Source organism: Streptomyces sp. NPDC088817 (assembly GCF_044750345.1).
Lineage (GTDB): Bacteria > Actinomycetota > Actinomycetes > Streptomycetales > Streptomycetaceae > Streptomyces.
In genome coordinates this window covers 163,148-178,060 of the sequence record NZ_JBIVJN010000013.1, presented here as the reverse complement: position 1 = coordinate 178,060, position 14,913 = coordinate 163,148, and the positions used below count along the sequence as shown (strand labels likewise).

Genomic DNA, 14,913 nt, shown 5'->3' with positions numbered 1-14,913 from the left:
GTTTCTTGTTCGTGTGGAGGTGCCCCGTGCTGGGTCCCGTGATTCTCGCCGCGTCGCGCAGCGACCGGATGCGACGCCTGATCTCGGCGGCCCCGGGGACGAAACAGGTCGTCGACCGCTTCATTCCGGGCGAGACCGTGGGCGACATCGTCCCGATCATCGAGGACCTCACCGGCCGGGGCCTGGAACTGACCATGGACGTGGTCGGCGAGGACATCACCACCCCCGAGCAGGCCGCCGCCGCGCGGGACGCGTACCTGGAGCTGATCGACCGGATCAAGGACCTGGAGCTCGGCCCGAAGGTCGAGATGTCCGTGAAGCTGTCCATGTTCGGCCAGGCCCTGGAGCACGGCCACGAGCTGGCGCTGAAGAACGTCCGCCCGGTCGTCGAGGCCGCCGCCGCCATCGGCACGACGGTCACCCTGGACGCCGAGGACCACACCACCCTCGACTCGATGTTCGCCATCCACGAGGAGCTGCGGAAGGACTTCCCGCAGACCGGCTGTGTCATCCAGGCCTACCTCTTCCGCACCGAGGCCGACGCCCGCCGCCTCGCCGCGAACGGCAGCCGGGTCCGCCTGGTGAAGGGCGCCTACAAGGAGCCCGCCGAGGTCGCATACCAGAACAAGCACGAGATCGACAAGGCGTACGTGCGCATCCTGCGCGTTCTGATGCAGGGCGACGGGTACCCGATGATCGGCTCCCACGACCCGCGCCTGATCTCGATCGGGCAGGAGCTCGCCCGCACCGCGGGCCGCAAGCTCGACGAGTACGAGTTCCAGATGCTGTACGGCATCCGCGGCGACGAGCACCTGCGGCTGGCCGCCGAGGGCCACCGCATGCGCGTCTACACCGCCTTCGGCACCGACTGGTACGGCTACTTCATGCGCCGTCTCGCGGAGAAGCCGGCCAACCTGCGCTTCTTCCTCCGCTCGATGGTCAGCAAGGGCTGAGCCGCCGCACCCCGCTCGCAACACCGCTCAAGTCAAGGAGTTCGGAACTGATGGACGCTGTGACCCAGGTCCCCACCCCCGTCAACGAGCCGGTGCACGGCTACGCCCCCGGCTCGCCCGAGCGCGCCCGCCTGGAGGCCAGGCTCAAGGAGCTGGCCGAGAACCCGATCGACCTGCCCTGCACCATCGACGGCGTCAAGCGCATGGGTGGCGGCGAGTCCTTCGAGGTCGTCCAGCCGCACAACCACAAGGCCGTCATCGGCACCTACCGCAACGCCACCAAGGCGGACGCGCAGGAGGCCATCGACGCCGCACTCGCCGCGGCCCCGGCCTGGCGCGCGATGTCCTTCGACGACCGCGCCGCGATCATCCTGCGTGCCGCCGAGCTGCTGGCGGGCCCGTGGCGCGAGACGATCGCCGCCTCCACGATGCTCGGTCAGTCCAAGACCGCGCAGCAGGCCGAGATCGACAGCCCCTGCGAGCTGGTGGACTTCTGGCGCTTCAACGTCCACTACGCCCGCCAGATCCTCGCCGAGCAGCCCCCGGCCAACTCCCCGGGCGTGTGGAACCGCATGGACCACCGTCCGCTGGAGGGCTTCGTCTACGCGATCACGCCGTTCAACTTCTCGGCGATCGCGGCCAACCTGCCCACCGCGCCGGCCCTCATGGGCAACGTGGTGATCTGGAAGCCGTCCCCGACCCAGACGCACGCCGCCGTGCTGCTCATGAAGCTGCTGGAGGAGGCGGGTCTGCCCAAGGGCGTCATCAACCTGCTCACCGGTGACGGCATCGAGGTCTCCGAGGTCGCCCTGAACCACCGCGACCTGGCCGGCATCCACTTCACCGGCTCGACCAGGACCTTCCAGCACCTGTGGAAGACGGTCGGCAACAACATCGAGAAGTACCGTGCCTACCCGCGCCTGGTCGGCGAGACCGGCGGCAAGGACTTCGTGGTGGCCCACCCGTCGGCCGACCGCGCGGTGCTGAAGACCGCGCTGACCCGCGGTGCCTTCGAGTACCAGGGCCAGAAGTGCAGCGCCACCTCCCGCGCCTACATCCCGGCGTCGATCTGGAACTCCGGTTTCAAGGAGGAGTTCGCCGCCGAGGTCGACTCCCTGACCATGGGTGACGTCACCGACCTGTCGCACTTCATCGGCGCGGTCATCGACGAGCGCTCCTTCGCGAAGAACAAGGCCGCGATCGACCGGGCGCAGGAGGACCCGTCCTGCACGATCGTCGCGGGCGGCACCTACGACGACTCGGTCGGCTACTTCGTCCGCCCGACCGTCATCGAGTGCACCGACCCGGAGAACGAGGTCTTCACGACCGAGTACTTCGGCCCGATCCTCGCGGTGCACGTGTACGACGACAGCTCCGCCGACGCCTACGACGCGATGCTGACCCAGATGGAGTCGGTGTCCGACTACGCCCTGACCGGCTCGGTCATCGCGGGCGACCGCGCCGCCGCGGCGTACACGATGGAGAAGCTGCGCTACGCGGCCGGCAACTTCTACATCAACGACAAGTCGACCGGCGCCGTGGTCGGCCAGCAGCCCTTCGGCGGCGGCCGTGCCTCCGGCACCAACGACAAGGCGGGCGCCCCGCAGAACCTGATGCGCTGGACCCTGACCCGCGCCATCAAGGAGACCCTGGTCGCGCCGACCGACTACGGCTACCCCCACATGGGCTGACCAGCCCCTCCCCGGCACGGGCCGGGAAGCCTGACCCCGAGCAGGCTTCCCGGCCCGTCTCCATGCGCGGGTGCGCCGGGGCAGACTCTCCCCCATGACGCGAGCGGTGGAAGTGATGGTGGAGACGGACGACGGAGTGCGTCTGTGGGCGGAGCGTTCGGGCCCGGACGGTACCCCGCTGGTGCTGTGCCACGGCGGCCCGGGCCTGTGGGACATGTTCGGGGAGCCGGCCGGACTGCTGGCCGACGTGACCCCGGTGGTCCGCTGGGACCAGCGCGGCTGCGGACGCTCGCAGCGCTGCGCGGGGCCGTGGACGAGCGAGCGCTTCGTCGCCGACCTCGACGCCGTGCGCCGGCACTTCGGTCTCGACCGGATGGCGCTGCTCGGTCACTCCTGGGGCGCACAGCTCGCCCTGAGCTACGCGCTGGCGCATCCGGAACGGGTGAGCGCGCTGGTGTACGTGGCCGGAACGGGGATCGGGCCGGACGAGGACTGGCATCCCGCGTACCGGCGGAACTTCCTGGCCCGGCTCGGCGAGCACCCCGAACGCCTCGCCCGCTGGCGGGAACTGACGGACCGGCCGCGCCGCACGGAGGCGGAGGACAGGGAACAGGCCGTGCTCCAGTGGTCGGCCGATTTCGCGGACCAGGAGCGGGCACTGGTGCTCGCCGAGCGCATGGCCGACCCCTGGTTCGGCGTCAACCACGAGTGCAACCGGGGGCTGAACGCGGAGCGGAAGCGGACCTGGGGCACGTCCGGGCTCGACGCCGCCTGCCGGCGCCTCGACGTGCCGGTCGTGATCGTCGACGGCGGCCGGGACATCCGCCCGCGCTCGGCGGTGGACTCCCTGGAGCGGGCCCTGCCCCGGGTGCGCCGGGTCGCCCTCCCGGACGCCGCGCACCTGCCCTGGGTCGAGGAACCCCAGGCCTTTCGCCGGGCGGTGGCGGCGGCGCTGTGAACCCCCGTTCGGAGGAAAGGGCAGGTCGGCAGGGGGGCCGCCGACACGCCGTCTCAGATAGTAGGAAGTCCGAGTAATTGTGGAGACAGGCGCCCGTTCCTCGCTTAGCTTTGTAGGAGCCGAACGTCTCGCTGATCAAGCGAGTGGCGGTCGTGAGCCGGGCCCCGCGCAGGACACCCCTGCGGCACCGCTCCCCGCCCCTGCCGGCGTCTCCCTTTTCTCATCCGCACTCCACGTGTGCCGAAGGAGCTGATTCCCCATGGCCGCAACCGCTCTCCGCCGCCGTGTCCGTCACACCTCCCGTGCCGGCGAGTCCGACCGCAAGAACGCCGCAGCCGCCCTCCAGCGCGCCCTCGACCGTCGTGACAACGGTGGCGAGACGGGTCACTGAGCCCCCGGAACCGCCCCCCGGAGTGTCCGGATCGCGGACGCTCCGTGTCATCTCATGGGACGAGGAGTAGGGTGCCGGCATGTCTCGCAGCATCGATCTCGCAGTGATCCCCGGTGACGGAATCGGCCAGGAAGTCGTGGCCGAGGGCCTGAAGGTCCTGTCCGCCGCCCTACCGCAGGATGTGAAGCTGGAGACCAAGGAGTACGACTTCGGCGCCCGGCGCTACCACGCCACCGGGGAGACCCTCACCGACGCCGACCTGGAGCAGCTCGGGCGGCATGACGCCATCCTGCTCGGCGCCATCGGCGACCCGTCGGTGCCCTCCGGGGTCCTGGAGCGCGGCTTCCTGCTCAAGCTCCGCTTCGCCTTCGACCACCACGTCAACCTCCGCCCGAGCAAGCTGCTGCCCGGTGTCGCGACCCCGCTCGCGGGCGACCCGCAGATCGACTTCGTCGTCGTCCGCGAGGGCACCGAGGGCCCGTACACGGGCAACGGCGGCACCATCCGCAAGGGCACCGAGCACGAGGTCGCCACCGAGGTCTCCGTCAACACTGCCTTCGGTGTCGAGCGCGTGGTCCGCGACGCCTTCGCCCGCGCCCAGGCCCGTCCGCGCAAGAAGCTCACGCTCGTCCACAAGAACAACGTGCTGACCTTCGCCGGTCACCTGTGGACGAACATCTTCAACAAGGTGGCCGAGGAGTACCCCGAGGTCACCACCGAGTACATCCACGTCGACGCGGCCACCATCTACCTGGTGACCCAGCCCGAACGGTTCGACGTCATCGTCACCGACAACCTCTTCGGCGACATCATCACCGACCTCGCCGCGGCCGTCTCCGGCGGCATCGGCGTCGCCGCCTCCGGCAACATCAACCCGGCCGGCGAGTTCCCGTCCATGTTCGAGCCGGTCCACGGCTCGGCCCCGGACATCGCGGGCCAGGGCAAGGCCGACCCCACCGCCACGGTCCTGTCCGTCGCCCTGCTGCTGCGCCACCTCGGGTACGAGTCCGAGGCGACCCGTATCGAGGACGCGGTCTCCGCCGACCTCGCGGAGCGGGGCGCGCTGCCCGCGCGGAGCACCGCCGAGATCGGCGACGCGCTCCGCGTACGAGTAGCGGGCTGACCCGGCCGCCTCTCGAAAACTTCGAAGCCGTCGGGTCGCATCAGCGCCCGGCGGCTTCCCCCTGTCCGCCGCCGGGTGCCACCATCAGTCCCTGGGCCGTATTCACCCCGTTTTCTTCCGTCGTCGGCTCCGCGCGATAATCGAACGCGGAGCCGCGGTATGAGGGAATGCTCGGACGTCCAAGCACAGGCCACCGGCCGTACGGGCGTGAGCGCGGCCCGTCACAACACACTCGGTGAAGGACACTCACTCATGACGACGCCCACGATCGAGCTCAAGCCATCGGCCAGCCCGCTCTCCGACGCGGAGCGGGAGGCCATCCTGGCCAACCCCGGATTCGGCCGCCACTTCACCGACCACATGGTGACGATCCGGTGGACGGAGGGCCGGGGCTGGCACGACGGCCAGCTCGTTCCGTACGCGCCGATCCCGCTCGACCCCGCCACGCACGTGCTGCACTACGCGCAGGAGATCTTCGAGGGCCTGAAGGCCTACCGCCGGCCCGACGGCTCGGTCGCCACCTTCCGCCCGGAGCGCAACGCCCGGCGCTTCCAGGCGTCCTCCCGCCGTCTGGCCATGCCCGAGCTGCCCGTCGAGACGTTCATCGAGGCCTGTGACGTCCTGGTCCGCCAGGACAAGGCGTGGGTGCCGGCGCACGGCGGCGAGGAGTCCCTCTACCTGCGCCCGTTCATGATCGCCACCGAGGTCGGGCTGGGTGTCAAGCCCGCCAACGAGTACCTGTTCCTCGTGATCGCCTCCCCGGCCGGCGCGTACTTCCCGGGCGGTGTGAAGCCCGTCTCCATCTGGGCCTCCGAGGACCGCGTCCGCGCCGTCCCCGGCGGCATGGGCGACGCCAAGACCGGCGGCAACTACGCGGCCTCCCTGCTCGCCCAGGCCGAGGCCGCCGCCAAGGGCTGCGACCAGGTCTGCTACCTCGACGCCGTGGAGCACAAGTGGGTCGAGGAGCTCGGCGGCATGAACCTGTACTTCGTGTACGGGGACAAGATCGTCACCCCGTCCCTGAGCGGTTCGATCCTGGAGGGCGTCACCCGCGACTCGCTGCTGACGGTCGCCCGTGACCTCGGCTACGCGTCCGAGGAGGCCCGCGTCTCCATCGACCAGTGGCAGCGCGACTCCGAGAACGGCACGCTGACGGAGGTCTTCGCCTGCGGCACGGCCGCCGTCATCACCCCGGTCGGCACCGTCAAGCGCGCGGGCACCGAGTGGAAGCAGTCGGGCGGCGAGCCCGGCGAGGTCACGATGAAGCTGCGTCAGGCCCTGCTGGACATCCAGCGCGGTGTCACCGAGGACAAGCACGGCTGGATGCACGCGCTGGCGTAGCCGCCCGCCGGGCCGCGTCCCACCCGGCCGGCCGCCTCCCGCTCCCCGTCCGCCGTCCCCCCGCCTCCCGCCCGCCGCACGTCGGCGACGCGAACCGGTGGGCGGGGAAGGGCGGTTGGCGGCGTGCGGGCCGGGTTTCTCGCGGCACTGGATCCCGGTGTCGGCCCGCGCCGGTTCCTTCCCGGTCCCGACGCGGGCCGACGGCCGCGGCCGTGGGGCGAGCAGCAGGTACACCAGGCCGCCGACGGCCCCCGACAGCAGGAAGCTGCAGTCCACGCCGCCGGTCAGGGACAGCAGCGGTCCCTCGTACGACGGCAGGGACACCGCCGGCAGGCCGACGCCGGCGCCCACCGCCCAGCCGGGCCCGTGACGGTCGCCGCGGCGAGCAGGGTGTAGACGACGCCGTACGAGGCCGCGCTCGGCGTCAGTCCGAACAGCCGGTGCAGGACGGAGACCATCACGTCGCCGCCGATCCACACGGTCAGGGCGGTGTAGCCGAGGGCGAGCAGCAGCCCGACCACCGAGCCGACCAGCCGGCCGCGCACGCCGAACTGGGCGCCGGAAGAGGTTGACAGGTTGGTGCCGGTGCGCAGGGAGACCAGCGCCAGCGGGGCCGTGAACAGCGTGCCGACCACCGTGCCCACCACGATCGAGCTGACCGAGGCCCACCAGCCGAGCCCGAACGACGGCGGCAGCCAGCCGAAGATGATCACGCCGAGGCACAGATTGGACCCCAGCAGGATCGACACCAGATCGCGCGGACCACTGGTCCTCCCCCAAGCTCTTCGAGCAGGGGGGACCCCCACTCCTCGGGGATGGTGTCGACTCCGCGCTGTTCTATCGGCATGGCAGGTCTCCTTCGACGGCCGCCCGGGAGTTAGAGCGACGTTCAATGTGACGGCTGAATGGCTTGCCCGTCAACGGTTCCTTTCTGTGCATCTCACGTTTAGAGTGTTGCTCTAATGTGACGAGCAAGGAGGTGTCGCGGCGTGAGACTGACCCCCACCGAGCGCGACCGGCTGCTGCTGTTCGGCGCCGCCGAACTGGCCCGCGCCCGCAGGGCCCGCGGCCTGAGGCTCAACGTTCCCGAGGCCACCGCCCTGATCGCCGACACGGTGTGCGAGGCCGCCCGCGACGGCGCCCGGCTCGCCGAGGCGATCGAGCGCGCCCGCACGGTGCTCGGCCCGGACGACGTCCTGCCCGGCGTCGCGGACGTGGTCACCGAGGTGCACGTCGAGGCGGTCTTCGACGACGGCTCACGGCTCGCGGTGGTCTCCGACCCGATCGCCGGGGTCGGCCTCGCCGAGCTGGCACCGGGCGCGCTGCTGCCGGGACCGGAGCACACCGAGCCGGAGGCGGCCGTACGGCTCACGGTCACCAACACCGCGTCCGTGCCGGTCTCCGTCACCTCGCACTTCCACTTCTTCGAGGCCAACCCGCGCCTCGACTTCCCGCGCGAGCGGGCCTACGGCATGCGGCTCGCGGTGCCCGCCGGATCGTCCGTGCGGTTCGGGCCGGGGGAGAGCGCCGAGGTCGGTCTCGTACCGATCGGCGGCGAGCGGGTCGCGATCGGCTTCGCCGGCCTCGTCGACGGGCCCCTGGACGCGCCGGGGGCCAAGGAAGAGGCCCTGCGCAGGGCCGCCGCCTGCGGATATCTGGGAGCCGGCCGATGAGCATCGACCCGTACGCGTACGCAGCCACCCACGGCCCCCGGGCCGGCGACCGCGTCCGTCTCGGCGACTCCGGCCTGGTGATCCGGGTCGAGTCCGACGCGCAGCGGTACGGCGACGAGTTCCTCGCCGGTTTCGGCAAGACCGCCCGGGACGGACTGCACCTGAAGGCGGCGGCGGTTCGCGAGACCTGCGACGTGGTGATCAGCAACGTCGTCGTCATCGACGCCGTGCAGGGCATCCGCAAGGTCTCCATAGGCATCCGCGAGGGCCGTATCCAGTCCATCGGACGGGCCGGGAACCCCGACACCCTCGGCGGCGTCGACGTCGTCGTCGGCACGGGCACCACGATCGTGTCCGGCGAGGGGCTGATCGCCACCGCCGGCGCCGTCGACACCCATGTGCACCTGCTGTCGCCGCGCATCATGGAGGCCTCGCTCGCCTCCGGCGTGACCACCATCATCGGCCAGGAGTTCGGGCCGGTGTGGGGCGTGGGCGTCAACTCGCCATGGGCGCTGAGGCACGCGTTCGGCGCCTTCGACGCCTGGCCGGTCAACATCGGCTTCCTGGGCCGCGGTTCGTCCTCCCACTCCGCCCCGCTCGTGGAGGCGCTGGCCGAGGGCGGCGCCTCGGGCTTCAAGGTGCACGAGGACATGGGCGCCCACACCCGCGCCCTCGACACCGCGCTGCGGGTCGCCGAGGAGCACGACGTGCAAGTCGCGCTGCACAGCGACGGGTTGAACGAGTGCCTGTCGGTCGAGGACACCCTGCGGGTCCTGGAGGGCCGCACGATCCACGCCTTCCACATCGAGGGCTGCGGCGGCGGACACGTCCCCAACGTGCTGAAGATGGCCGGGGTCCCGAACGTCATCGGCTCCTCCACCAACCCCACCCTGCCCTTCGGCCGGGACGCGGTCGCCGAGCACTACGGCATGATCGTCTCCGTCCACGACCTCAAGACCGACCTGCCCGGCGACGCCGCCATGGCCCGTGACCGCATCCGCGCCGGGACCATGGGTGCCGAGGACGTGCTGCACGACCTGGGCGCGATCGGCATCACCTCCTCCGACGCCCAGGGCATGGGCCGGGCCGGCGAGACCGTGCGCCGCACCTTCGCCATGGCCGGGAAGATGAAGGCCCAGCTGGGCCCGGTCGACGGGGACGGCCCGGACGACGACAACGCGCGCGTCCTGCGCTACATCGCCAAGCTGACGATCAACCCGGCCATCGCGCACGGCCTCTCCCACGAGGTCGGCTCGATCGAGGCCGGCAAGCTGGCCGACATCGTGCTGTGGCGCCCCGAGTTCTTCGGCGCCAAGCCGCAACTGGTCCTCAAGTCGGGCTTCCCCGCGTACGGCGTGGTGGGCGACCCGAACGCGGCCACGGACACCTGCGAACCCCTGGTGCTGGGACCGCAGTTCGGCGCGCACGGCGCCACCCCGGCCGAGATCTCGGTCGCGTTCGTCGCCCAGGCCGCCGTGGACCAGGGCCACGACACGATGCCCACCCGGCGGCGCCGGGTCGCCGTGCGTGGCACCCGCGGTATCGGCCCCGCCGACCTGCGCCTCAACTCCCGTACCGGATCCGTCGACGTCGACCAGCGCACCGGCCTGGTCACCCTGGACGGCGACCCGGTCCGCTCGGAGCCCGCCGACTCGGTCTCCCTCAACCGCCTGTACTTCCTGTGACCTCCGTGACCCCTGCGAGGACCCCCGAGATGAACAGCCCCGCCGCCGACGGCTTCCGCATGCCCGCCGAGTGGGCGCCGCACGAGCGCACCTGGATGGCATGGCCGGGTCCCAACCCGACCTTCGACACCCCCGACGACGTCGCCGCCTCCCGCGCCGCCTGGGCGTCGGTGGCCCGTGCCGTTCGCCGCTTCGAACCGGTGACGGTGGTCTGCGGCCCCGGCCAGTCGGCCGAGGCCCGCACCCTCCTGGGCGACGGCATCGACACCGTCGAACGCGATCTGGACGACGCGTGGATGCGCGACATCGGCCCCACCTTCCTGACCAGTGACGCGGGTGGACTCGCCGCCGTCGACTGGACGTTCAACGGCTGGGGAGCCCAGGACTGGGCCCGCTGGGAGCACGACGCGAAGATCGCCTCGTATGTCTCGGACCTCGCGGGCGCGACGACGTACGCCTCCTCGCTCGTCAACGAGGGCGGCGGGATCCACGTCGACGGCGAGGGCACGGTCCTGCTGACCGAGACCGTGCAGCTCGGCCCCGAGCGCAACCCGCACTGGACCAGGGAGCAGGTCGAGGCGGAGATCCACGCCCACCTCGGCACCCGCAAGGCGATCTGGCTGCCGCGCGGCCTGACCGGCGACTACCCTCCCCCACTGCCTGAACGGCGCGGGGGGACCCCCATGGGCTACGGCACCCTCGGCCACGTCGACATCGTGGCCGCCTTCGCCCGCCCCGGTGTCGTCGTCGCCCACCACCAGCCGGACCCGGCCCACCCCGACCACGAGGTGACCAAGGAGGTCATCGGCATCCTGAAGTCGGCCACCGACGCCGGGGGCCGCCCCCTGGAGGTCGTCGAAGTCCCCGCCCCCACCGTCCTGGAGGCCGACGGGCACTGGGCCGACTACTCCTACATCAACCACTACCTCTGCAACGGCGGCGTCGTCCTGTGCGCCTTCGACGACCCGCGCGACGAGCAGGCGGCCGGCATCTTCCGCCGGCTCTTCCCCGACCGCACGGTGACCCCCGTCGACGCCCGCGCCATCTTCGCCGGCGGCGGAGGCATCCACTGCATCACTCAGCAGCAGCCGAAGCCGGTCGTCAGGTAGCAGCCGGTCGGGTACAACGTACGAGTGAACGTACTGGTCCGGGCGACCTGCGCCCGCCCCCTCACCGAGCCGCCGCGCGCCCCGCTGGCGTCCGACCCCGGGGACACGCCGTGAGCACCACCCCGGCGCCCCGTCGGCGTACCCCCGCGCCGCCCCGTGAGGACGTCCTCGCCGCCGCCATGGAGATGATCGCCGAGCGCGGTCTGGAGCAGCTCACCATGGCGGCGCTCGGGCGCGAGGTCCAGATGAGCAGCGGCCACCTGCTCTACTACTTCCGCTCCAAGGACGAGCTGCTGCTCCAGACCCTGGAGTGGAGCGAGAGCCGGCTCGGGGCCGAGCGCGGGCGGCTGCTGACCCGTGCCGCCCCGGTCCGTGAACGCCTCGACGCCTACGTCGACCTGTATGTGCCGGACGGTCACCGCGACCCCCACTGGACGCTGTGGCTGGAGGTCTGGAACCGCTCGCTGAACGCCGGCGAGGACGCCCGCGACCGGCAGGCCGCCATCGAGGGCGCCTGGCACCGGGACCTGGCCGCGCTGGTCGCCGAAGGTGTCTCGCGCGGCGAGTTCCGGCCGGTCGACGCGGACCGCTTCGCCGCCCGGCTGCGCGCCCTCCTCGACGGCTTCTCCATCCACGTCGCGATCGGGCTGCGCGGCACCGACCGGTCCCAAGTCATGCGCCATGTGAGGGAGTTCCTCGACGACGCGCTGAACCCGGCCGGGCTCGCGGACGCCTGATCAACCGCCGGGGTTGTACGTAAACCGGCGCATTGCCGCGTACCGGCCGGTGCGTTTGAATCCGGGGAGTCCTCGGCGCGGGACCGGGGGAGGACCGGTTCGGGGGAACCATGGCCATGACCGCACACGTCCGCGCAGTCCTCGGCGCCGCGTCGGCGGCGGCACTGCTGCTCGCGCTCGGCCCGGCCGCCGTCGCCGCCCCTCCGCCGCGCGTCGAGCGGATCAGCACCGCCATCGACGGGAGCGAGCTGACCGCGGCGTCGGGCGGCGGCGTCATCAGCGGCGACGGCCGGTACGCCGTCTTCACCTCGGCGGACCCCGAGGGCGGTTACGACACCCGCCTGTACCTCAAGGACCTGCGCACCGGCAGGCTCGCCCAGGTCCCGGAGGACCTGCTCTACACCACGGGGCCGATGCTCAGCGGCGACGGCCGCCGTCTCGCCTACTCCAACGGCAACCGGTACCCCAAGCCGTACGTGTACGACCGCGTCACGGGCCGCACGGAGGTGGTGTGGCCCCAGGAGCCGCCGCAGGACACCTCCTACGAACTGGGCACCGCCGCCGCGATCAGCGCCGACGGCCGGCACGTGGCGTACACCCTCGGCAACCGCCACGGAGACGACTACGCGCGCGTGCTCCTCGTCCGCGACCTGCACACCGGCACCGACCGGCGGATATCACCGCTGCCGGCCGAGGGCATGATCCTCAACGCCTGGCTCGGCGCCGACGGCCGCACGGTCGCCTACAGCGTGGCGGCCCGCACGAACCAGGGCACCGAGGGGCGGATCCACGTCGTCCGCGACGGACGCGAGTCCGACATCGGCAGCGGATTCTCGGCCACGCTCGTCCGGCTCTCCGACGACGGCCGCCGCGCCCTGTTCAACGCCACGGCGGCCGACTGGACGACCTCCGCGTACGTCGAGGACCTGCGCACCGGACGCGTCCGGCAGGTGGCCGGCACCGGGGCGGTCGCGGCCGACGGGTCGCTGCGGCACGTGCTGCTGTCCGGCGACGGCGGACTCGACCTGCTCACCCTGCCGTCCGGCAGGCGGCAGCAGGTGGCCCCGGCCGGCGCCACCGCCCTTCCCCGCGCGGTGGACCGCACGGGCCACACCGTCGTCTTCTCCTCCGCGGCCGCCGACCTGGTGCCGCACGACACCAACGGCGTCCAGGACGTCTTCCTACGACGCCTGAACTGACGTGCACCACATGCCCGACGCACCCGACGAAGTGCCGGAGGCCGAGAAGGCGTCCAGGGTGACGCCCGCATCCTGAGACGCGAGGTCCGCGGGTGACGGGATTGTGCCAGACTGCCCCCGTGCTCTCGTTCGCCATGATTATTGGCAGCAGGCGCGCCGGTCCGCAGTGACCGCCACGTACGACCAGGTACGGGCGGCCATCGTCGTCCTCGACCCGCGCGCAGACCTCTCGCACCCGCGAGGGGTCTTTCGTTTTCCCGGCCCACCCGCAGCCGGGACCGCCGCGCGAGGGACTATTGGGGGAACGGTGGAGCCGGTCATTGACGGCAAGACCGAGATTGCAAACAGGAGCCTTGAGACCATGACCGCAACCAGCCAGCTCGACGATTCGTTCCACGTCTTCGACACCACCCTGCGCGACGGCGCCCAGCGTGAGGGGATCAACCTCACGGTCGCCGACAAGCTGGCCATCGCTCGGCACCTGGACGACTTCGGCGTGGGCTTCATCGAGGGTGGCTGGCCCGGCGCGAACCCGCGGGACACCGAGTTCTTCGCCCGCGCCAAGGAGGAGATCGACTTCCGGCACGCCCAGCTCGTCGCCTTCGGGGCGACCCGCAGGGCCGGTGCCAAGGCGGCGGACGACCCCCAGGTCAGGGCGCTGCTGGAGTCCGGCGCCGAGGTGATCACCCTGGTCGCCAAGTCGCACGACCGGCATGTGGAGCTGGCGCTGCGCACCACGCTGGAGGAGAACCTGGAGATGGTCCGCGACACCGTCTCCCACCTGCGCGCCGAGGGCCGCCGGGTCTTCGTCGACTGCGAGCACTTCTTCGACGGCTACCGCGCCAACCCCCAGTACGCCAAGGCCGTCGTCCGCGCCGCCGCGGAGGCCGGCGCGGACGTGGTGATCCTCTGCGACACCAACGGCGGCATGCTGCCCGCCCAGGTCCAGGCGGTCGTCTCCACCGTCCTCGCGGACACCGGTGCCCGCCTCGGCATCCACGCCCAGGACGACACCGGCTGCGCGGTCGCCAACACCCTCGCGGCCGTCGACGCCGGCGCCACCCACGTGCAGTGCACGGCCAACGGCTACGGCGAACGGGTCGGCAACGCCAACCTCTTCCCGGTGGTCGCGGCCCTGGAGCTGAAGTACGGCAAGCGGGTGCTGCCCGAGGACCGGCTGCGCGAGATGACCCGCATCTCGCACGCCATCGCCGAGGTCGTCAACCTCACGCCGTCCACCCACCAGCCCTATGTGGGTGTTTCCGCCTTCGCCCACAAGGCGGGCCTGCACGCCTCCGCCATCAAGGTCGACCCGGACCTGTACCAGCACATCGACCCCGAGCAGGTCGGCAACACCATGCGCATGCTGGTCTCCGACATGGCGGGCCGCGCCTCCATCGAGCTCAAGGGCAAGGAACTCGGCATCGACCTCGGCGGCGACCGCGAACTGGTCGGCCGGGTGGTCGAGCGGGTCAAGGAGCGCGAGCTCATGGGCTATACCTACGAGGCGGCCGACGCGAGCTTCGAACTGCTGCTGCGCGCCGAGGCGGAGGGCAGGCCGCTGTCGTACTTCGACGTGGAGTCCTGGCGGGCGATCGTCGAGGACCGCCCCGACGGCACCCACGCCAACGAGGCCACCGTGAAGCTGTGGGCCAAGAGCGAGCGCATCGTCGCCACCGCCGAGGGCAACGGCCCGGTCAACGCCCTCGACCGCGCACTGCGGGTGGCCCTGGAGAAGATCTACCCCGAGCTGGCCTCCCTCGGCCTGGTCGACTACAAGGTCCGCATCCTGGAGGGCAAGCACGGCACCTCCTCCACCACCCGCGTCCTGATCTCCACCTCGGACGGCCGGGGCGAGTGGTCCACGGTGGGCGTGGCCGAAAATGTGATCGCGGCCTCCTGGCAGGCCCTGGAGGACGCGTACACCTACGGCCTGCTGCGCGCCGGCGTGGAACCGGTGAAGTAGCCGGTCCGCCCCCGGGCCGCCGTCCGCCGCACGCGACGGCACAGCGGAGACATGGACGCGGACGACATCCGCTCTCCGGACCGGGCT

At 71.6% G+C, this 14,913-nt stretch carries 12 protein-coding genes and 1 pseudogene; 12 read left to right on the top strand and 1 reads right to left on the bottom strand.

Going from position 1 to position 14,913, the window contains the following annotated elements:
* Positions 1–26: 26 nt before the first annotated feature.
* The 6 genes from ACIP4X_RS23985 to ACIP4X_RS23960 all read left to right on the top strand — a co-directional run bounded on the left by ACIP4X_RS23985 (position 27) and on the right by ACIP4X_RS23960 (position 6,457).
* On the top strand, positions 27–953 hold the full coding sequence (locus ACIP4X_RS23985; RefSeq protein WP_141358072.1) for a proline dehydrogenase family protein: 927 nt from the start codon (positions 27–29) through the stop codon (positions 951–953).
* Positions 954–1,003: 50 nt separating this feature from the next.
* The gene (gene pruA, locus ACIP4X_RS23980; RefSeq protein ID WP_401350479.1) at positions 1,004–2,644 is read left to right on the top strand and encodes an L-glutamate gamma-semialdehyde dehydrogenase; all 1,641 of its coding nucleotides are present in this window, start codon (positions 1,004–1,006) and stop codon (positions 2,642–2,644) included.
* A gap of 94 nt (positions 2,645–2,738) precedes the next feature.
* Positions 2,739–3,602, top strand: coding sequence for an alpha/beta hydrolase (locus ACIP4X_RS23975; protein ID WP_358735683.1), 864 nt, complete (start codon positions 2,739–2,741; stop codon positions 3,600–3,602).
* Positions 3,603–3,861: 259 nt separating this feature from the next.
* A complete protein-coding gene (locus ACIP4X_RS23970) occupies positions 3,862–3,993 on the top strand; it encodes a hypothetical protein (protein WP_358735681.1) in 132 nt (43 codons plus the stop codon).
* 79 nt (positions 3,994–4,072) lie between these two features.
* The gene (locus tag ACIP4X_RS23965) at positions 4,073–5,116 is read left to right on the top strand and encodes a 3-isopropylmalate dehydrogenase (protein ID WP_358735679.1); all 1,044 of its coding nucleotides are present in this window, start codon (positions 4,073–4,075) and stop codon (positions 5,114–5,116) included.
* Between the two features lie 252 nt (positions 5,117–5,368).
* Entirely contained in the window at positions 5,369–6,457 is a 1,089-nt protein-coding gene (locus ACIP4X_RS23960; protein WP_358735677.1) for a branched-chain amino acid aminotransferase, read from the top strand.
* 362 nt (positions 6,458–6,819) lie between these two features.
* Here the strand turns inward: ACIP4X_RS23960 and ACIP4X_RS23955 are convergent.
* Positions 6,820–7,304, bottom strand: a pseudogene (locus ACIP4X_RS23955) (cytosine permease); the annotation flags it as partial.
* Between the two features lie 142 nt (positions 7,305–7,446).
* Between ACIP4X_RS23955 and ureA the strand changes: the two are divergent.
* The 6 genes from ureA to cimA all read left to right on the top strand — a co-directional run bounded on the left by ureA (position 7,447) and on the right by cimA (position 14,826).
* Positions 7,447–8,130, top strand: coding sequence for an urease subunit gamma (gene ureA, locus ACIP4X_RS23950; protein WP_358735675.1), 684 nt, complete (start codon positions 7,447–7,449; stop codon positions 8,128–8,130).
* On the top strand, positions 8,127–9,815 hold the full coding sequence (locus ACIP4X_RS23945; protein WP_401350474.1) for an urease subunit alpha: 1,689 nt from the start codon (positions 8,127–8,129) through the stop codon (positions 9,813–9,815). The genes ureA and ACIP4X_RS23945 overlap by 4 nt, the downstream gene beginning before the upstream one ends.
* A gap of 29 nt (positions 9,816–9,844) precedes the next feature.
* On the top strand, positions 9,845–10,924 hold the full coding sequence (locus ACIP4X_RS23940; RefSeq protein ID WP_401350471.1) for an agmatine/peptidylarginine deiminase: 1,080 nt from the start codon (positions 9,845–9,847) through the stop codon (positions 10,922–10,924).
* Positions 10,925–11,103: 179 nt separating this feature from the next.
* Positions 11,104–11,661 carry a TetR/AcrR family transcriptional regulator gene (locus ACIP4X_RS23935; RefSeq protein WP_401350559.1) on the top strand — a complete coding sequence of 186 codons (558 nt, stop codon included), beginning with the start codon at positions 11,104–11,106 and terminating at the stop codon, positions 11,659–11,661.
* 116 nt (positions 11,662–11,777) lie between these two features.
* Positions 11,778–12,860, top strand: coding sequence for a TolB family protein (locus ACIP4X_RS23930; RefSeq protein ID WP_401350469.1), 1,083 nt, complete (start codon positions 11,778–11,780; stop codon positions 12,858–12,860).
* Between the two features lie 361 nt (positions 12,861–13,221).
* Positions 13,222–14,826, top strand: coding sequence for a citramalate synthase (cimA, locus tag ACIP4X_RS23925; RefSeq protein ID WP_358735667.1), 1,605 nt, complete (start codon positions 13,222–13,224; stop codon positions 14,824–14,826).
* Positions 14,827–14,913 lie beyond the last annotated feature (87 nt).